The following is an 18,122-nucleotide window of genomic DNA, read 5'->3' as shown; positions in this document are numbered from 1 at the left end:
GGCCGTATCTGTCCGCATGGGCGATGGCGCAAGCGGGGCAGGGCTCGTCGATAGCCACTGGTGGTAGTTGATGCCCAAGTGCAGGCAGGCGTTGGCTCGGGCCGTCCCATACGATCACACGTTCAGCGCATAATCTGCTGCATGCGGTTCTTGGACAACGGTTGTGCGAGATCGCAATTGATGGGCCAAAGTTCGTGTTTGTTTTGATCCGGTCCGGTGATCCAGACGAAGCGGACATAAGGATATATCAGGGGAGAGCGCCGGCACTCCTGGCCTTGTCCTCAAGATTTGTGACAAGCTCGGCGGTTACTTCCAGCGCCCTGTCATCATGCGCGGCAATGGAAGGCGCGGCTGGCCGGTGCTGGGCGATGATGCTGTCACGCGACCGGATGAGCCCCGCGATCTCGTCACCATAAAGGCGGATGATCGCTGTCAGCCAGCGATTGACCAGATATGACGGACGGCCGAGATGAACATCGAAACGCGGCAGTAGTGCGATCGTGTCCTCGGCGGCGAGCCAGTCATCGCCGACGACCCACTGATTGACGGTGAAGAGCCGCACCAGCCTGCCATGCGCGTCAACGCCGACGGCAATGAGATGATGCACGGGGCCATCTGGCCCGAGAGGACGCAGGAAACAGTGGAAATGGCCGTGCTCGCCGCTGTCACCCGCCGGTGCATGGCTGTGATAATACCATTGCGCGCCGCTTTCCGGGTCGTAGACATCACCTTGCGGATAGTGCTCGAAGCTTGTCGGCGAATTCACGCCGGCAAGCGTATCGAGAAGCACGCTGTCGCCGGTCTTGGCAAGCACCGCCTCGCAAAACAGGGCTTCCGCTGCGGCCCGCTGGCGGTCTTCATCCATAAGCTGTCACCTTACCTGTTTGAGACATCCTGATCTTCGGCAAAGGGCGCATAACCCGTGGTCGATTGAGTATCATGGGTTTTCTGGTCCGCGGCAAACGGCGCGTATCCCGATGCCGATGGTTTGGCCGGCGCAGGCGGGGTTGTCTGCGTCTCGGCGAAGGGGGAATAGCCGCTGGCAGACGGCGCAGGCGCCGCCGCACAGGGGCTGGCAGGAACTGGGGCGCCGGCCGCGCACGGGCTTGCTGCGACAGGTGCCGCGGCCGCGCAGGGGCTGGCTGCAGAACATGGCGAGGCGGCGCTGTATCCTGCCTGCGGCATGGCCGCCGGAGCGGCGCGATGCGCGACATAGTCAGCGGTGATGCCGACGACGGCGACGGTCAGTGCCGTGCCGAAAAGAAACGTATTGCGGTCACTCATTTTCTGAAGCCATCCAGTCCGAAAAGGGGTCTGATTGCAATGCCGGCAAGAGACCCGCCAAAGGCTGCCGCAAACCACAACCAGCCATGCAGGCTGCCAGACGCGATGCCGGAAAACAACGCGCCGATATTGCAGCCGAATGAAAGCCGGGCGCCATAGCCCATCAGCAGGCCGCCGAGAATGGCCGCTGTCAATGACAGCAGCGGCAGGCTTGCCTTTGGCGCAAACTTGCCAGCGAGGCTGGCCGCGACCGCCGCTCCGACCAGAATGCCGAAATTCATCACCGAGACGGTATCATCGAGAACGCTGGCTGACAGCGCCGTTGCCGGGCCAGGCCACTGCCAGAAGGCCCAGTTGGAGACCGGCACGCCGACGGCCTCCGCGATCTTTGCGCCCCATAGACCAAACCCGAAAGTGATTGACCATGTGTGGCCGGCTGTCAGCAGTGTCGCGACATTGGCGAGCGCCAGCACGATCGCCGCGCCGATCAGCGGCCAGGGACCATGGAGAAGCCGCTCGAGCCCGGCGGTATCCGGGCGCGGAGCCCGTTCGAGATTGCCATGCGCGCGCCGCTCGATCAGCACCGTCAGCAGGGCAACAAGCCCGAGCCCGGCAAGCGTGACCGCAAGACCACCCGCCATGCCCAGCGAAGCGCCGAGATTGACCGGCGGCAGGGACGGAAGCGAGAGCCACCAGGGCAAGTGTGCCGTCCCGATCAGCGCCCCGGCAACGAAGCCGGCAAGCGTGACCAGCATGCGCGCCGAACCGCCGCCGACGGTAAAAAGCGTACCCGAACCGCAACCGCCGCCAAGCTGCATGCCGAAGCCGAACATGGCCGCGCCTGCCAGCACGGAAACGCCAACCGGCGCAAACGCACCCACAAGCGGATGACCCGCAAATGTGCCGATCTTTAGCAACGGGATGAAAAACAGCGCCGCAACAGCAATCATCAGCATTTGCGCGCGGATGGCGCGGCCGCGCCGGTGCACTGAAAAGCGCCGCCAACCTCCGGTAAATCCGAAGGCGGCATGAAAAAGCGTCACGCCCATAACACCGCCGATCAGGAACAGCGCCGACTGGCGCGCGCCCGCTGCAGAGGCAATGAGCACCTCGCCGAGAACGAAGATAAGAATGAGCACCAGCGCCGTGCCGCGGTCAGGCGCGGGGCTTTTCAGCGTGTCGGAAGCGGTCGGTTGGGCAATAGCCATGAATTCAGGTCCTGAAAAAGCACGGGCGGCCTCCCGCCGGAAGGCGAGAGGCCTGTTGTTGAAAGGTACTCCGGTGGGTCGCGAGCGCGCCGCCTATTCCAGAGGCCGGCTCTCGTCTGCCGCCCATTCGGCGAGCGAACCGTCGTACATCTTGACGTTTTCCTTGCCGTCGACCTCGGAGAGACCGAACCAGGCGATCGACGCCCAGTGGCCGGTATTGCAGAATGCGATGGTTTCGTCATTGCCGGAGAGACCGGCATCGGCGGCCAGCGACCGGGCCTCGTTCTTGTTCACGAAGCGGGCAGTCTCGGCGTTGTAGAACCGGCTCTGCGGCAGGTTGATCGCGCCGGGAATGGTGCCGGGGGCACGCACAACCGGGCTCTTCGCCTTGCCCTCGAACTGCTCGACGGGGCGGCCATCGACCAGCTTGACGCCATTGGTTCCGGCCGCGGCGACATCTTCCGTCGAGGCATAGTATTGCGGGCGGAAATCGGCGGTGAAATTCCCGGCCTGCTGGGGAATGACGATTTCCGTTTCAAGCGCGCCGTCGGCAGCCTGCCAGTCGCGCATACCGCCATCGAGGATCGTGACATTGTCATGTCCCAGAACCTTGAACGTCCAGTAAACGCGGGTGGCAGCGCCAAACTCGGAGGAGGATGCGCCTGCCGGAACGATGACGACCTGGGTATCGTCATTGATGCCGAGGCTCTTGATACGGCCTTCGATCTCCGGGATCGCCGGAAGCTGGCCGGGAACGCCATTCACGGTCGCCCGCCAGCCGAACTTGCCGTAGGGAGCCCAGATCGCGCCGGGGATATGGCCTTCGGTGTAGGGATTGGCGCTATTTGATGGCGCTCGGGTATCGATGACGATCAGACCGTCGCTGCCGAGATGATCCTGAAGCCAGGCCGCGTCGACGAGAGGGGCGTCGGTCAGCCGTTCAGCCGATGCCGGGGTGACGAATGCGGTGACAATCGCAAACGCCGCGGAAATGATGGAGAGACGCATAAGAGGCTCCGTTTATTACACAGGGCCGGCAGTCTCCATGAATGCGGCTAGAAATGCAGGCACTGAACTTTCAAAAAACGGTCATTTTGGAGAAAACCAGTTCCTCAGAGCCTCCGATTTGTGGAACGGATGCTCAGAGGCATTTTTGTACTGCTGCGCCTTTGCCGTTCTCGGCGGGGGCGTAGGGCAGTCCCTCGGGCGGATCTGCGGCAAAGGCGGTCAACCGAAGACCATACATACCGGGCGTTAAACAGACGGATGCCGATATCAGGACCCGCGAGTTTTTGAATTGGGAGGGCTTGCATGTCCTTCACATGCGATCGTCGCAATGTTCGCAGAAATTGCTGATTTTTTTGAACATGAAAGGCATCGACTGGCGCTCGCATGGGATTGATCATTCTGTGCAATGAAAACCGTTCGGAATTTTCTCTTGGGATCAAACCGCGCGTACCGGTGCCCGTTCTTGTCGATGAGGGGGACGTTCATATCGAAACCAACGACATTCTGTTGCATCTGGAGGAGAAATACCCTGAGCCCCTGCTGATCCCGGAGGGACGACGTGACGAGATCGCCGGGCTCCTGGAATTCGAGGACGAGCTGCATCTTGATCTGCGCACGCTGAACTTCCGGGCCCTGTTCGTGCCTCCCGGCCCTCCCAAAGGCCAGAAGGATTATCGAGAGATACGGGAAAGCAGGTTCGGCACGGTCAGAGGTGAACCGGACAAACGCAAGGCGCGCGAAGTCCGCTTCTGGAAGAATTGCGCATCCAGAGGGCGTTAACGATGCCGAGGCGGCCTTCGGCGCATTGGATGCAAGGCTGGAGGGCCCGGAAAACCGGCGATATCGGTTTGGTTATAATATGCGGGACGAAGGAAAAACAAATCCGCCCTGATGGGAATTTTCCAAGAGGGCTGATTGTCTTCTCTTTCTGTTCATGACTTGCGGCGTTTTGGGCATGGCCGGCCCTGCAACAAGATCGTTTCTCCGAAGTATCGACAAGCTGCCTAGCAGGCTTTCTGGCGTTCACCGCCATCTCGGGTGCATGAGCGGCGACCCGTCAGGGCCATTGCGGCTTCCAGCTCTGCGGCAAACATCTCCAAAAGTGCGGATGGGCCGGCCGCGCGCAGTGCGCCGATAGCGTAAAGGAAAGGCCGGCCGATGAAGACAAAGTCGGCGCCGGCCTCGAGCGCCTTCAGAATGTCCTCGCCGCTTCGAACGCCGCCATCCACCGCGAGCGGCACATCGGGTGGAAGAGCCGAACGGATCTGGCGCAATGCAGTCAACGTCGCTGGAGCGGAATCGAGCTGGCGCCCGCCATGGCTGGAAATCCAGACGGCGTCGGCACCTGCCTCATGCGCCTTCAGCGCATCGTCGGCCGTCATCACGCCCTTCAGCACCAGTTTGCCGGACCAGCGCTTGCGGATTTCAGCAAAGACCTGCCAGTCCAGCCGCCCGGAACTCTGGCGCGCCATCAGCGCCGCAAGACCGCTGGCACTCGCGCCGGGGGCAGCATAATCGGCAAGATTGACCAGCGAGGGCGATCCATGCCGCGCGGTGGCGAGGCTCCAGGCCGGGCAGCGCAGGAGGTCTGCGAGCATGCGCGGGCCGGGCCTGAGCGGCAGCGAAAAGCCGTTGCGGAGATCCCTGAGGCGCTTGCCGGGGCGTGGAACATCGGCAGTGACGATCAACGTGTCATAGCCCGCGCGCTCGGCACGGGCGATCAGGTCCTCGGTGATTTCCGCCGAAGCCCCGACATAGAGCTGAAACATCGAGGCGGTCGGCGCGGCGTGGCGCACCGCTTCCAGCCGGGCGGTGCCCGGCGTTGCCGCCACCATCGGCGCACCCGCTGCTTCGGCCGCACGGGCCATCATCAGGTCGGCGCCGGGCCAGGCGAGCCCCGGCAACCCCATCGGCGCAATCCCGAACGGCAGCGTCCAGTCGCGTCCGAGAAACCGGGTGCCGAGATCGGCGGGCGTGGCGGAATTGACCAGCACATGCGGGGTCAGGCAGGTCTCCCGGAAAGCCGCCTCACTGCGCTGCAAGGCCATTTCCCGGCCTGCGCCGCCATCGATGTAGTCGAAGGCAAAGCGCGGCATGCGGGCTTTGGCGCGGCGACGCAGGTCCTCAACCGAAATCAGGGAACGGGACATCAGAGGGGATCCTTTCAGCGTTTCGGCGCGATGACTTTCGGGTGACTAACGGTAAGGAGGGCGACGGCCGAAGGCGTTTTCAAGCGCAAAGTGCCGAGGCCTCGCCCTTCACAAGAAGCGCTGTCAGGGCATCAAGAAAGGCGGCGCACTCCGAAAGTTGTTCTCCGCTGACATATTCATCCGGCTTGTGGCCCTGGGCCATGTGGCCGGGGCCGCAGACGAGGCTGGTGACGCCCAGCGTGTCGGAGAACAGCCCGGCCTCGGTACCGAAGGCGACCTTGATCGTGGGGTCATCCCGCCCGAGGGTCTCCTTGAGAAGCGCCACGACCGCGCCTGCCGATGTATCAAGCCCCGGATAGCCGGAGATTTCCTCCACCTCGACGCGGGCATGGGGAAAGCGGTTGCGATGCGGGGCCGCTGTGGCCTCGGCATCGGCGCGGATGCCGGCAAGGATTTCATCCGGATCATCGCCGGCGACATTGCGGATCTCGAAATCGAGTTCGCAATGGTTCGGCACGATGTTGAGCGCGGTGCCGCCCTGCATGACGCCGACATGGATGGTGGAATAGGGGATGTCGTAATCCGGGTCCTGAGCGCCTCGCAGGCGCAGCTCTTCCTGACGCGCCTGCAGCCGGATCAGGAAATCAGCGCCGAGATGGAGCGCGTTCAGCGCGTCCGGTGCGAGCGCCGAATGGCCTTCCTGACCGTGGCAGCAGGCCCTGAGCGCGCGCTTGCCCTTGTGGCCTGTGGCAATGCGCATGCCCGTCGGTTCGCCGATCAGGCACAGCGCCGGCCGGTCCTCGCGCGTTCCGAGCGCATCGAGCATGCCGCGCACGCCCATGCAGCCGATTTCCTCGTCATAGGAGATCGCGAGCTGCAGCGGCAGGGAAAGCGGCGCGCTGGCAGCTTTCAACATCGCCCGGATCGCGACAGCCAGAAACCCCTTCATGTCGGCCGTTCCACGCCCGTAATAGCGCCGGTCTTCATGGCGCAGAATGAAGGGATCGCTCTGCCAGGTCTGGCCTTCGGTCGGAACCACATCGCAATGCCCCGAAAGCATGATGCCGCCGGGGCCATCCGGCCCGAGCTGGGCGAGAAGGTTGGCGCGGGTACCATCCTCGCTTTCAAAACGTTCCAGACGCACGCCTGCCGGCGCCAGAAGTCCTTCGACATAATCGAGCAGTGCCAGGTTTGACTGGCGCGAGACGGTCGGAAAGGCGACGAGTCTGGCAAGGATTTCAGGGACGGACGGAAGATCAGACGTCATGCGGGGGGCTTCCGGTCGGTAACAAGGCCAGGCAGGCCACCGGCGTCCACCATCTCATGGCAGTGGTCGATGAAGGCCTGGATCGTGCGGGAAACATGAGCGGCACGCGACATTGCAATGCCAAGCTGCAGAGGCGGTTCATCGCTTTCAAGCGGGATGAATTTCAGCGGCTTGCCGTCCATCGAGAACTGGCTCACAGTGCGCATATTGGAAATGGCAAAGCCGAACCCATTGGCGACGAGACCGCGCTGCACCGCCACTTCAGCGGTGCGTTCGGCAATATGGGGCCGTCTTCCAAGCGCCCTGAACAGCGAAAGGAAATAGCTCGAACTGTGCGGCAGATCGAGCAGGACCATGTCGTGGTCCACCAGATCGGCAGGAGAGACCCGGTCGCGGCCGGCAAGCGGATGGTCCGGGTCGACCATCACGTAAGGGGGAAGCGCAACGAGCGGCTGGAACTCGATATCGCTGGGCAATGAGAGGTCATAGGTCAGCGCCAGATCGATACGGGCTGCGCCCAGAGCATCGAAGATCTGCGCCTGATCAAGCTCGACCTGCGTGAAATCCACGGTCTTGTACTTGTCCTCGAAACTGCGCCGCAACTGCGGCACGAGGAGCTGGACGAAGGTGCGCATGCAGCCGACCCTCAACGAGCCGCGAACACTGTCGTTATAGATGTTGGCCATGTCATTGAGCTTTTCAGCCTCGGCGAGGACGGCCCGGGCCTGCTCGATGAAGCGCTGGCCGGTCGGCGTCAGCACCGAGCCCTGAGCATGACGTCGGGTGAAAAGCTGTACGCCGAAACCCGCCTCAAGCTGCGCGATGGCAGAGGACATGGAGGGCGCAGTCACATTCACCTTTTCCGAGGCCAGCGCGATACTGCCGGCCTCGCCCACGGCGATGAAATATTCCAGCTGACGAAGCGTGAATCGAAGGGGCATCAGTCTGTCTGGCCTTTCATGATCGCTGCAGGAAAACCACAGGAAAAGCTAGCCCCTCACCTTGGCAAAAGCTAGTCACTCGTCGCCGGGGACGCCGTATGAGGGCGCGGCCTCGGGGTTGAGGGCACGGGTCACATAGTCCTGCATCTGCGGCGCATAGACCTCCCATGCGGCCTCAAGGGCTGCGATCGGGCAATCTTCCGTCCAGTCGATGCGCAGTTCGGTCAGCGGCCAGCTCTCCTTGTCGACGACAAGCAGGCCTGCGGAATGGACAGGACCGGCCTCGCCGCCGGCATCAAGCCCGGCACGCAGCGCGCCGACAAGACGGGCACCGAGATGGCCCGTGCTCGACTGGAAATGCTGCACCATCACCTCGGGAACGCCGGCATCGGCGAGAAGATTGCCTGCGGCCGCCGTGTCGCGCCCCTGGGCCTCCGACCACATGCCGAGAACATTGGTGCCAGAATGGATCGCGCTTTCGCCGGAGCGGCCGAGGGCGAGAACCTGACGCCATGCCATGGGCTTGCCGCCGCTGCGTGCAAGGATCGCAACTGCCTCGGCAGCGCTTGCTCCGCGCGCCATCAGATCAAGCGCATGCGGTCCGAGCCGGGGGTCCGTGACATTCTGCGTCGAGACAACGCCGACACCCGCGCGGGCGAAGGCGCAGCGGGCGGCGACAGCTGGCGAGGAGGAAGAGATCGCCATGCCGAACATGCCGGTTTCCGGGCAGTGGCCGATAATCGAAAAGGTCATGCTGTCTCCTGCGAGGCTGGCTTTGCTTTCAGAGGATGGTTGAGCCCGGCTTACGCCGGGATCACGGCCGTGGCATCGATTTCCACCAGCCATTCGGGACGCGCCAGCGCCACGACGACAAGGCCGGTGCAGACGGGGTGCACGCCGCGGATATATTCACCCATGGTGCGATAGACAGCCTCGCGATGGCGCACATCTGTGAGGTAGACGACCAGCTTGGTCACATGGCCCATTTCGCCGCCGCATTCCTCGACGAGCTGGCGGATATTGCTCATCACCTTGTGGGTCTGCTCGACCGGATCGCTGGAGGTGATGTTGACGGCGGTGTCGAGATCCTGCGGGCACTGGCCGCGCAGGAAGATCGTCTTGCCACCTTCGGCAACGACGACGGCCTGGGCCAGATCATTGTCGAGGTTCTGCTCGGGATAGGTTTCCTTGGTGTTGAAAGGGCGGTGACGGTAATGAGCCATGTTCGGGGTCTTTCTGGAGGGTGATGTCAGGCGGCAGGACGCGTGGCCTGCATGGCCGGACGGGTTTCAAAACCGGCATGCCATTGCGCAAGTTCCGCGCGGCCCTCTCGCCAGTCGATTTCGGGGAAGCGGAAGCTGAGCCAGCCGAGCGCGCAGGCAATCGAGATCGCACCGATGTCGTGGCAGTCTGCAGCGGGCAGATCGGCATCCATCGCATCAAGCGCATCTGATACTTTCTCGAGCTGCTTGTCGATCCACAGCGGCCAGCGCTGCGGTTCGAGGCGGGCAAGGCGTTCGTAACGCACCAGAAGCGCGGCATCGAGAAGACCATCGGCAAGCGCCTGGCGGCGCAGGGCCGTCCAGCGGGCAGGACCGGGAGCGGGAAACAGCCCGCCCGATGCAAGCTCATCGAGATATTCGCAGATCACCCGGCTGTCATAGAGATCCATGCCATCGGCGGTGCGGGCTGCGGGAACCTTGGCCAGCGGGTTGAAGGCCTGGATGCGCGCATCGCGCTCCACGGGATGGGCGGCGCTGTCGAGGATTTCGATCCTGTCGACAAGGTCCAGTTCATGGGCCGTGACCATGACCTTGCGCACGAAGGGAGAAGCAGAGCCCCAGTAGAGCGTAAGGATCATCACGCGGCCTTTCCGTTCAGTTCGAGAACGATCTTGCCGAAATTCTCGCCGCTCTCCAACAGGGCATGGGCTTCAGCGACATCGCAAAGCGGGAAGCGGCGCGACAGGACGGGCCGCACTTTTTCCGGCCCGATCAGCGGTAGAAGATCGCGGCGAACGCCTTCGGCCATGGCGGCCTTTTCCGCATCGGAGCGCGGACGCAGGGTCGAAGAGGTTAGCCACAGCCCCTTGCGCATCAAAAGGCCGAGATCGACCGGGGCCATCATGCCGGACATGAAGGAAAGGCCCACATGACGCCCGCCATAGGCCATGCAGGCAAGGTGGCGGTTGATCGCGTCGCCGCCGAGAATATCAAGAACGACATCGACGCCGGCGCCATCGGTCAACCGCAGGACTTCCGCCGTCACATCGGCGCTTCGGTAGTCGATGGCGGCAACGCCCATCTTTTCCAGCCGCGCGCATTTTTCAGGGCCGCCGGCGGTGACGATCACGCTCGCGCCCCAGGCCTGGGCCAGTTGCAGTGCCAGCGTTCCGATGCCGCTTGCGCCGCCCTCGATCAACAGTCGCTCGCCGGGCTTCAGCGCGCCGCGCTCAAAGAGGTTATGCCAGATGGTGAACAGCCCTTCGGGCAGAACGGCGCCCTCGGCAATATCAAGCCCTTCAGGCAAGGGCAGGCAATGGTCGGCGGGGGCCGTCACCGCCTCGGCGTAGCCGCCGGCCTTGGTGAGCGCCATGACGGTCGTCCCGTGCAAGGCGGGATCAACGCCATCGCCCAGTGCCTCGACCACGCCGCAGACTTCCAGCCCGAAAATGTCAGAGACACCGGCGGGTGCGGGCAGGGCGCCGCTGCGCTGCATGACATCGGGGCGGTTCACGCCGGCGGCGCCCACACGGATCAGCACTTCACCGGCAGCCGGGGCGGGAACGGGGCGATCCACCAGCGTCAGAACATCCGGGCCGCCGGTGGCGGTGGCAATGACGGCTTTCATCATGGTGTTCATGCTGCAGCTTCCTCATTTGCGAAAATGGCAGGGCCACGGCTCGGCAACGTGATCCCGACGGCAGTGCCCGCAGGCAGGGCTTCCGCCGAGGGCACGCGCAGCATGACACGGCCGCCGATCGCGACCGGGCAGTCGAGATGCAGCTCGGCATAACTCCCCTGATAGACGGAGAGCGCCACGGTCGCGTGAATACTGCCGGGGGTTCCCGCCGGGGTCAGGCTGCAATGTTCGGGGCGGGTGAAGAGCGTGACCGGACCCGCATCCGGCAGGCTCTCCTGATAGGTGGTCAGTGCCATCGTTGTGTCGTCCACCTCAAGGGTGAGTTCCTGGCCCGATGCTTCGCGCAAGGTGGCATGGAACAGGTTGGCATCGCCAACGAAGGTGGAAACGAAGTGATTGTCCGGCGTGTCGTAAATCGCTGACGGACTGCCGATCTGGCGGATACGGCCGCGCGACATCACCGCGATCCTGTCCGACATGCTGAGCGCCTCGCCCTGATCATGGGTGACGAACACCGTCGTCAGGCCGAGTCGGGTCTGGATCTCGCGCAGCTCCACTTGCATTGCCGTGCGCAGGTTCCGGTCAAGCGCGGAAAACGGCTCGTCGAGCAATAGCACGCGCGGACGGATCACCAGCGCACGGGCAAGGGCCACGCGCTGCTGCTGGCCGCCGGAAAGCTGGCGCGGGCGGCGATCGGCGAAATCCTCCAGCTTGACCAGCGCCAGGGCTTCGCGCACGCGTGTCTCTATCTCGGCCTTGGAAACCCTGCGGGTGCGCAAGCCGTAAGCGACATTCTGCGCCACGCTCATATGCGGGAAAAGCGCGTAGTTCTGGAACACGATGCCGATTTCGCGCTGATGTGGCGGCACCTGCGTAACCAGTTCCCGATCGATGAAAATCTCGCCATTATCGGATTCGAGGAAACCGGCGATCAGGTTGAGAAGCGTGGTCTTTCCGCAGCCCGACGGGCCGAGCAGGGTCAGGAACTCGCCGCGACGGATCTTCAGCCAGACGGGCTCCAGCGCAGTGGTTCCGGAGAAGGACTTCGATACACCGTCAATCTGCACGGCAGGATGATCACCCTGCTGCAGCATGGCGGCGGGGGTTTTATCATTCGACATTGAGCACCTTTTCGAGGCGGAAGATCTTGTGCACGACAAGAAGCGTCACGGCCACCACCGCCACATAGATGACGGAGATCGCGGCAAGCGTCGGGTCAGCATATTCGCGGACATAGTTGTACATGGCCACCGGCAGGGTCTGGGTCGTCTGGTTGACCACGAAAAGCGAGGCGGTGAATTCATTGAACGACAGGATTGCCGCAAACAGCGCGCCCGAAATGAGCCCGGGCAGCAGAAGCGGCAGCGTGACTGTCAAGAGGATATGCAGCGGCGTCGCGCCAAGGCTTTCGGCGGCCTGTTCATAGCGCCGCTCGAAATTGCGGAGCGATACATAGACGGAGCGCACGACGAAGGGCATGACGATGATGACATGGACCGTCACCACCAGCCAGAGCGAGCGCGGCAGGGAAGCCGCGGCCGACAGGACCAGCAAGCCGAGGCCAATGGTGAAATTCGGGATGATCAGCGGCGACATCAGCACGCCGTTGAGGAGACTCTTCAGCGAGAATTCGTAACGGTCAATCACATAGGCAAAACCAGATCCTGCGATAAGGGCAATGACCGCGGCGATACCGGCGATCTTAAGCGAATTCACAAGGCCCTCGCCAAAATCGCGATAGCTGAGCGCATTGGCATACCAGTGCAGCGACCAGGCTTTGGGCGGGAATGTCAAAATGGCGCTGTCATTGAACGAGGCGATGGCCACGACGATGAAGGGCAGGATGACGAAAAGCAGGATCAGCGTCAGCAGGAGCCGCCCGCTCCAGTCCAGGACGTGATCCATTACGGATTTGCGCATGTCAGTGGACTCCCAGCTTCTCGACCCGGCGCATGCCCGTATTGAACAGGGCAAGGATGGCGATGGTGAACAGCAGCCCGACCAGCGAAAGCGAGGCAGCGAGCGGGAAATTGAAGGAAGCAAAACCGACCTGATATACCATCGTGGAGATCGTCTGGACCTTGCCGCCGCCAATCATCTGCGGGGTCGCGAAAGCCGAAAACGTCCAGGCAAAGGCGGTGGATGTCGCCGCGACGATACCGGGGATCGAAAGCGGCAGGGTCACTGTCAGGAAGACGCGCACCCGTCCGGCGCCAAGCGAGGAGGCTGCCCGTTCATAATTGCGATCGATATGCGACAATGCGGCGGCCAGCATCACCACTACGATCGGCAGGGTGAAGTGGACAAGCGCGATCACCACGCCAAGCTGGGTAAACATGAAGCGGATCGGACGGTCGATGATCCCCATCTCAATAAGCACGACATTCAGAAAGCCGCGGTTTCCGAGCACGATCATCCAGGAATAGGTCCGCACGATCTCGCCGAGGAAAAGCGGCGTCAGCGAGATCAAGAGGATCGCGCTGCGCAGTGCGGCGGAGCGGCCACGCACCATGGCATAGGCCAGCGGATAGCCGACAAGCAACGTGAAGATCGCGGTCCAGATGCAAAGCATCACCGTTGTCACGAAGGCCTGACCGTATGCGGCTTTCCAAAGGGTCGTGAAATTTTCCAGTGTGAAGCCGCCCGGATCAAGCGACCCCGGAATATAGGCGCGCAGACTGTATTGTACGATGGCAAGAAACGATGCCACGATCGCGAAAGCGATCAGGACGGAGGGCGCGGCAAACCAGCCTAGAAAGGGGCGTTTCGACATTTTTCAGCGTCAGTTCGGAGGCATCGGGAAAGAGGAGAGACCCCGGCGACAACAGCCGCCGGGGCCCGAAAAGTAAAGCCGATTACTGGCCTGCGATCATGTTTTCCGAGAACCACTGGCGCCATTCGGCGGTCATTTCTGCGCGCAGTTCGTGCGGGATGACCAGGGTCTGCGTATCCCACTCCTCAGGCGTGGTGAAGATGCCGGGAAGGCCGATCAGATCTTCATCGAGAGTGGCATTGTCGATGACCGGGCTGCCCTTCTTGATGCGCGCGATCTCGGCCTGGACTTCGGGATCGAGTGCGGCGTTGATGAACTGGTAGGCCAGTTCTTCCTTGTCGGTACCGGCGGTAATCCCCATCGTATCCACGCCGAGAACAGCGCCTTCCTCCGGGATCGCCAGCTCGACATCAAGGCCCTGGTCCTTCATGTAATAGGCGTTCATCGAAAGCAGGATCTGCACCGGGGTCTCGCCGGTGGAAAGCAACTGCTGGGAGTTGGCGTCATTGGTGTAGAAGGCCCGGAAATTGGGCTTCAGCTCCAGGAGCTTGCCCTGCGCTTCTTCCCAGTTCTCGATGTCGACGCCTTCCAGCTTGGAGGCGACGGCAATGATGTGCGAGGGGTCGAAATCCGGCGCTGCGATCATGTCTTCGAGTTCCGGCGACCACAGGTCTTCCCAGCTATCGAAATCGATATCCTCGGGGATCATGTCGGGCAGATAGCCGATCGTGTAGACATAGGCCCAGGCGCCGATATGCGAAGGGCTGATCTTGGCCTGCTCGACAAGGTGCTCGGCATTCGGGATCTTCGACATGTCGAGTTCCTCGAACAGCCCGTCATTATTGTAGAGCCAGCCGATATGCGAAGTGGTGAAGGTGACGTCGCTTTCCGGCGTGTCCTTGCTGAGCTTGGCCTGGTTCAGCCGGTCGATCGTGCCGCCGGTGATGAACTCGACGTCGACGCCGGTTTCCTCGGTGAACTTCTTGGCGATCGTGTCCTGGATCAAATCACGAAAACTGCCGCCCCAGCTGGAGACGACAAGTGTTTCGGCGAAGGCTGCCGGTGCCATAAGGCTGAGGGCAGTGGCTGTAAGAAGCAGTCGTTTCATGTCTGAATATCCTCTTGGTCTGAGAGAAAACCGTGTTTTTCTCTGCAACACGGTCAGTCGGGAATGCGGCTTTGATGCATCACAGGGACGGGAGCGGTCCGCTATGAAATCCGCTTGGCAATTAGCAATTCTCAATTTGCCGACCTTGGGCAGGAAACAGAAATCGCATTTCTCGACGCGTTGCGAAGATTTTGCCAATTCAGCTATTCAATTAATTGATTTTATTGTATTTTTTTAGATATATTCGTCTTGCGGTGCCGAAATAAAAGTGACGAACGTCTAGTATCCTCGCTCTCGTGACACGCTGTTGGCGATCGGTACGCCCTTGCGGATTGACAAGATATTGGCAGCAATCTGCGGAGCGGCGCTCGCTGGCAATGCCACAGAGGCAAGATGCGGCGTGATCAGCACGCCGGGCAGCGCCCAAAGCGGGCTTTCCGCAGAGAGAGGCTCGGAGGCAAAGACATCGAGTGTCGCGCCGGAGAGATGACCTGAACTGAGCGCCGCAATCATGGCCGCCTCATCCACGATCTCGCCGCGGGAGACATTGACGAAGGCGGCTCCGGGCTTCATGGCCGCAAAGGCCGCCTCATCCAGCAGGCCGCGCGTCCCGGGTGTCAATGGCAGCATGCAGACCACGATATCGGCCATGGAAAGGAGTGGCTCCAGCGCTTCCTCGCCGTGATGCACGTCAACGCCGGGCAGATCCTTCGGTCCGGTCGCCCAGCCATCGGTCTGGTAGCCCTGCCGCGCGATTTCGCTGGCAGCGAGCGCGCCGAGTTCACCGAGACCCAGCACCGCGACCGAGATTTCGGCTGCTGCCCGCGGATGGCGGTAGGCCCATTCGCGCCGGGTCTGCGCTGCCTCGAAATGCGGGATATCGCGGCTGTGGCGCAGCACCGAGAAAAGCACGAATCCGGCCATCATCCGCGCCATTTCCGGGTCGGAAAGGCGGGTGACCGGCACATCCGGCAGATCGTTTCGCGCCACCAGCCGGTCGACGCCGGCGCCAAGGTTTATGACGAGCTCAAGATTGGGGAAACGTGCAAAGAACCCCTCGGGCGGCATCCAAACCAGCGCGAAACGCACCTTGTCGGGATCGGTCACCTCATCGGCACGTTCGATCCGCACGGCGTCGCCCAGAAGCGGCGAAAGCGCGTCGCGCCAGAGCTCAAACGGGTCGGGTTTGCTGTAAAACACCAGCGTATCGGTCATGCCTCAGTGTCTCCGATGAGCTCGGCCATTGCCGAAAGGCCAAGCAGATAGCCGCGCAGGCCGAGGCCTGCGACAACGCCGGTTGCCGCGCGCGAGACATAGGAGTGATGGCGGAAGGGCTCGCGCTTCCAGATATTGCTCATATGGCATTCGATGATCGGTCCCGGAAACGCCAGAAGCGCATCGAGGATCGAAACGGAGGTATAGGTGAGCCCGGCTGCATTGATCAGCAGCCCGCTGCAGGACTGTCGCGCCTCCTGGATCCAGTCCACCAGCACGCCTTCATGGTTCGACTGCCGGAAGTCCAGGGACAGTCCGAGTTCACCTGCACGCGCTAGGCAGGCGGCTTCGATCTGCGGGAAGCTGTCGGTGCCATAGGTCCCCGAAGGGTCCAACCCGTAGAGATTGGCATTCGGGCCGTTGAGAAACATCACTGATTTCAAGGGAAGCGGTCCTTCTGTCTGTCTGTAAAACGGGTAGCCCGCTACAGGTCATCTGCAATAGACAGCGAGTACGACCGGCAGCGGGCATGTCAGTTGCGTTGAATGTCAGGCCTTTTGGTAGGCCACATAGGCCTGCTGCACGCCGATATGGGTGGCGAGGTATTTGGCATCGTACCAGCAGCCATAGATAAAGGAAGATGCACGGTTGGTCAGTTCCGGCAGGCCGAGAAAGTAGATGCCCGGCTGGGCCGAGATGCCGCGCTTATGGAAGGGCATTCCTTCGGGGGTAAAGGCGCCGGGAACCTGCAGCCAGCTGAAATCAAAGCGGAAACCCGTTGCCCAGACGATCGAGGTGACGCCCTCTTTGGCGAGATCGAGGCTCAGGATCGGCGTGCTGATGCATTCCGGATCCGGCTCTATCCTCCAGGCTTCCGGTTCCTCTGGCAGGTCAATGCCATTGGCGGCGACATAGTCGTCGGCCTCCTGCAGCACTTCGAGATAGGCGCGATCGCCTTCGGCGATATTGGCGGCGAGATCATCGCTGAAGGTCATGACACCATCGGTGTAGCTTTCGGCCTTGCCGAGAATGGTCACGCCCGTATTACCGAGGCGACGGAAGTCGACGGTCTTGCCGCCATCATAACCGCTGACCGCGAAAGCCACGTGTTTCCTCCTGGAATCGATCTTGATCTCGTCCCATTTGCCAAGAACGCCCAGCCACCAGACATAGTCCCGATTGCGGTAGGAGCGCGGCGGACGGTAGTGCTCGCCGACACACAGAAAGACCTTGCGTCCGGCGCGGTTCAGTTCTTCCGCAATCTGCGAGCCGGAAGCCCCGCCGCCAACCACAAGAACAGCGCCTTCTGGCAGCTGATCGGGGTTGCGGTAGGCGCTGGAATGGATCTGGGTAATTCCGGCCTCGTCCGGCACGATGGCGGGAAATGACGGCTTCTGGAAAGGACCGGTGGCGGCAACGACCCGCTGCGCTTCGATCACGCCGTCTGAGGTTTCCACGCGGAAGCCGGGGCGCCCCTCCAGCCGGCGAACGCTTTTCACTTCGACGCCGCAGCGAATGGGCGCCTTGATCATCTTGGCGTATTCCTCGAAATACAGCGCCATGCGCTCTTTCGGCGGAAAGGTCTCGGGCGAGACGTCTTCGAATTCAAGACCGGGAAAACGGTCATGCCAGGCAGGGCCGTTGGCCACCAGGGAATCCCATCTCTCGGAACGCCAGCGCTCGGCAATGCGGCTGCGCTCGAGCACGATATGATCGACGCCCGCCGCCGTCAGATGCTCGCTCATGGCGATGCCGGACTGCCCTCCGCCAACTATAAGAGTATCGGTTTGTTCGATCGTCATCGTCATCTTGTCCTGGAGGTTTCTGGCTGCGGCGGCCGGGACCTACGCCTTGAGGGGCGCGCGGATACGAGCAAGAGCCGCGATGCAGCAAATGTTGGATTTCGCCGCTGGAAAGTGCGCCTGCGGAGCGGAAGGCGAAAGTAGAATTTATCAAGTCAAGACACAGGAAAAGCCTGCTATAGTGACAAATGTTCAGTTTGAGGCGTTTTCAGCCCCGGAAGTGACACACAGTTTCCGGGATCGCCGCGAGCAAGATCATTTCAGAATGGCATTGGCGCAGAAGCCCGGCGTTTGGTTTTTTGAGGTCGCGAATCGGGCGAGGCGGGCCTTTCGCACAGGCAGGCCTGATCGCGCCTCCTAGCCGCGTTGTGAACTGGAAAGCCTTTTGCCGCGATGAGGAGCATGCAGGTCGCCGCTGAGCTGTTTCCCTGGTGACATGGTAGGCCAAGCGCCATTGGCCGGGCGGTCCTCGCTCCGCCGGCGGCCTCCAGTCCTGAGCCGGAC

Annotated in this window: 20 protein-coding genes; 2 read left to right on the top strand and 18 right to left on the bottom strand. The window is 62.1% G+C overall.

Features of this window, described 5'->3' with window-relative positions:
- Positions 1 to 247 precede the first annotated feature (247 nt).
- From GGR30_RS18525 to GGR30_RS18510, 4 genes are all read right to left on the bottom strand, one after another.
- Positions 248 to 865: a DUF6969 family protein gene (locus GGR30_RS18525; RefSeq protein WP_183489468.1), complete on the bottom strand. Its 618-nt coding sequence runs from the start codon at positions 863 to 865 to the stop codon at positions 248 to 250.
- Between the two features lie 11 nt (positions 866 to 876).
- Positions 877 to 1,284, bottom strand: coding sequence for a hypothetical protein (locus GGR30_RS18520; protein WP_183489465.1), 408 nt, complete (start codon positions 1,282 to 1,284; stop codon positions 877 to 879).
- Positions 1,281 to 2,492 carry a YeeE/YedE family protein gene (locus GGR30_RS18515; RefSeq protein WP_183489462.1) on the bottom strand — a complete coding sequence of 404 codons (1,212 nt, stop codon included), beginning with the start codon at positions 2,490 to 2,492 and terminating at the stop codon, positions 1,281 to 1,283. Before GGR30_RS18515 ends, GGR30_RS18520 begins: the two co-directional genes overlap by 4 nt.
- Positions 2,493 to 2,585: 93 nt before the next feature.
- Positions 2,586 to 3,500, bottom strand: a complete 915-nt coding sequence (locus GGR30_RS18510; RefSeq protein ID WP_183489459.1) for a sulfurtransferase — start codon at positions 3,498 to 3,500, stop codon at positions 2,586 to 2,588.
- Positions 3,501 to 3,884: 384 nt separating this feature from the next.
- Here GGR30_RS18510 and GGR30_RS18505 point away from each other — a divergent pair, with 384 nt between their 5' ends.
- A complete protein-coding gene (locus GGR30_RS18505; protein ID WP_183489456.1) occupies positions 3,885 to 4,280 on the top strand; it encodes a glutathione S-transferase family protein in 396 nt (131 codons plus the stop codon).
- A gap of 224 nt (positions 4,281 to 4,504) precedes the next feature.
- Here the strand turns inward: GGR30_RS18505 and GGR30_RS18500 are convergent, their stop codons facing one another.
- The 11 genes from GGR30_RS18500 to GGR30_RS18450 all read right to left on the bottom strand — a co-directional run bounded on the left by GGR30_RS18500 (position 4,505) and on the right by GGR30_RS18450 (position 14,601).
- Positions 4,505 to 5,650, bottom strand: a complete 1,146-nt coding sequence (locus tag GGR30_RS18500; RefSeq protein ID WP_183489453.1) for an alpha-hydroxy acid oxidase — start codon at positions 5,648 to 5,650, stop codon at positions 4,505 to 4,507.
- Positions 5,651 to 5,729: 79 nt separating this feature from the next.
- Entirely contained in the window at positions 5,730 to 6,917 is a 1,188-nt protein-coding gene (gene argE / locus GGR30_RS18495) for an acetylornithine deacetylase (protein WP_183489450.1), read from the bottom strand.
- Positions 6,914 to 7,858, bottom strand: a complete 945-nt coding sequence (locus GGR30_RS18490) for a LysR family transcriptional regulator (RefSeq protein WP_183489447.1) — start codon at positions 7,856 to 7,858, stop codon at positions 6,914 to 6,916. The genes argE and GGR30_RS18490 overlap by 4 nt, the downstream gene beginning before the upstream one ends.
- A gap of 75 nt (positions 7,859 to 7,933) precedes the next feature.
- Positions 7,934 to 8,611, bottom strand: coding sequence for a DUF1028 domain-containing protein (locus GGR30_RS18485; protein WP_183489444.1), 678 nt, complete (start codon positions 8,609 to 8,611; stop codon positions 7,934 to 7,936).
- A gap of 50 nt (positions 8,612 to 8,661) precedes the next feature.
- Complete coding sequence (locus tag GGR30_RS18480) at positions 8,662 to 9,081, bottom strand: RidA family protein (protein ID WP_183489441.1); 420 nt, start codon at positions 9,079 to 9,081, stop codon at positions 8,662 to 8,664.
- A gap of 26 nt (positions 9,082 to 9,107) precedes the next feature.
- Positions 9,108 to 9,719 (bottom strand): glutathione S-transferase family protein, encoded by a 612-nt coding sequence (locus tag GGR30_RS18475; protein WP_183489603.1) that lies wholly within the window; start codon positions 9,717 to 9,719, stop codon positions 9,108 to 9,110.
- Complete coding sequence (locus GGR30_RS18470; RefSeq protein WP_183489438.1) at positions 9,719 to 10,720, bottom strand: NAD(P)H-quinone oxidoreductase; 1,002 nt, start codon at positions 10,718 to 10,720, stop codon at positions 9,719 to 9,721. Before GGR30_RS18470 ends, GGR30_RS18475 begins: the two co-directional genes overlap by 1 nt.
- Positions 10,717 to 11,841: an ABC transporter ATP-binding protein gene (locus GGR30_RS18465; RefSeq protein ID WP_183489435.1), complete on the bottom strand. Its 1,125-nt coding sequence runs from the start codon at positions 11,839 to 11,841 to the stop codon at positions 10,717 to 10,719. Before GGR30_RS18465 ends, GGR30_RS18470 begins: the two co-directional genes overlap by 4 nt.
- Positions 11,831 to 12,640, bottom strand: coding sequence for an ABC transporter permease (locus GGR30_RS18460; RefSeq protein ID WP_183489432.1), 810 nt, complete (start codon positions 12,638 to 12,640; stop codon positions 11,831 to 11,833). Before GGR30_RS18460 ends, GGR30_RS18465 begins: the two co-directional genes overlap by 11 nt.
- 1 nt (position 12,641) lies before the next feature.
- Positions 12,642 to 13,493, bottom strand: coding sequence for an ABC transporter permease (locus GGR30_RS18455; RefSeq protein WP_183489428.1), 852 nt, complete (start codon positions 13,491 to 13,493; stop codon positions 12,642 to 12,644).
- A gap of 82 nt (positions 13,494 to 13,575) precedes the next feature.
- Entirely contained in the window at positions 13,576 to 14,601 is a 1,026-nt protein-coding gene (locus tag GGR30_RS18450; RefSeq protein WP_183489425.1) for an ABC transporter substrate-binding protein, read from the bottom strand.
- On the opposite strand from GGR30_RS18450, the gene GGR30_RS18445 reads away from it, so the two are divergent.
- Positions 14,600 to 14,839: a hypothetical protein gene (locus GGR30_RS18445; protein WP_183489422.1), complete on the top strand. Its 240-nt coding sequence runs from the start codon at positions 14,600 to 14,602 to the stop codon at positions 14,837 to 14,839. The genes GGR30_RS18450 and GGR30_RS18445 overlap by 2 nt on opposite strands.
- Before the next feature lie 41 nt (positions 14,840 to 14,880).
- On the opposite strand, the gene GGR30_RS18440 is transcribed toward GGR30_RS18445, so the two are convergent.
- The 3 genes from GGR30_RS18440 to GGR30_RS18430 form a co-directional block, all read right to left on the bottom strand.
- Positions 14,881 to 15,816, bottom strand: a complete 936-nt coding sequence (locus GGR30_RS18440) for a 2-hydroxyacid dehydrogenase (RefSeq protein WP_183489419.1) — start codon at positions 15,814 to 15,816, stop codon at positions 14,881 to 14,883.
- Complete coding sequence (locus tag GGR30_RS18435) at positions 15,813 to 16,259, bottom strand: type II 3-dehydroquinate dehydratase (protein ID WP_246414026.1); 447 nt, start codon at positions 16,257 to 16,259, stop codon at positions 15,813 to 15,815. Before GGR30_RS18435 ends, GGR30_RS18440 begins: the two co-directional genes overlap by 4 nt.
- Positions 16,260 to 16,364: 105 nt before the next feature.
- Complete coding sequence (locus GGR30_RS18430; protein WP_183489416.1) at positions 16,365 to 17,618, bottom strand: flavin-containing monooxygenase; 1,254 nt, start codon at positions 17,616 to 17,618, stop codon at positions 16,365 to 16,367.
- Positions 17,619 to 18,122: the final 504 nt, after the last annotated feature.

It is taken from the genome of Martelella radicis, from assembly GCF_014196625.1.
GTDB classification, from domain to species: Bacteria; Pseudomonadota; Alphaproteobacteria; order Rhizobiales; family Rhizobiaceae; genus Martelella; species Martelella radicis.
This window is presented reverse-complemented; position numbering and strand designations above follow the sequence as displayed.